A 518-nucleotide genomic window follows, 5' to 3' on the forward strand; every position below is an offset into this window, starting at 1 on the left:
TGGAAGGACACATCATCCACGACCTTCTTGACCGACCCGTCCGCCTGCGGGTAGCCGACTCCGAGGTTGGTCACCTTGACCAGGTGGTGCTCGGTCCCGGCCTCGACGGCGGCCACCCCGTGACGTGACGGGCGCACGCCGGCCGGCGCCGTCGTCGTACGTTCCACCGCAGCAGCCGCATCAGGGGTGCGCTTTTTCCGGTGTTTGATCCTGTCGCCGTCCTCGAGGGCGTCGCGGACCGCGTTGCCCAGCAGGACCAGCGCGCCGATGGTCAGCGCCATCGCGAACGCGGGCCAGAAGAGCAGGGTGGGGGTGAGGTAGACGTTCTTGAAACCCTCGGACAGCATCACGCCCCAGGTTGCCTTGGCCGGGTCCCCCAGGCCGAGGAACTCCAGGCCGGACTGGATGGCGATCGCAACCCCGGCGATCGCCGCGGTCTGGATGATGATCGGGGCCCGGACCACGGAGAAGATGTGCCGGGCGATGATGCTCGCATCCGACAGGCCGGAGACCCGCGC

At 68.7% G+C, this 518-nt stretch carries 1 pseudogene; it reads right to left on the reverse strand.

Annotated features, from left to right (window positions below):
• Positions 1-518, reverse strand: a pseudogene (locus tag AC6CHP_RS20725) (ABC transporter); the annotation flags it as partial.

It is taken from the genome of Pseudarthrobacter sp. GQ63 (assembly GCF_059758765.1).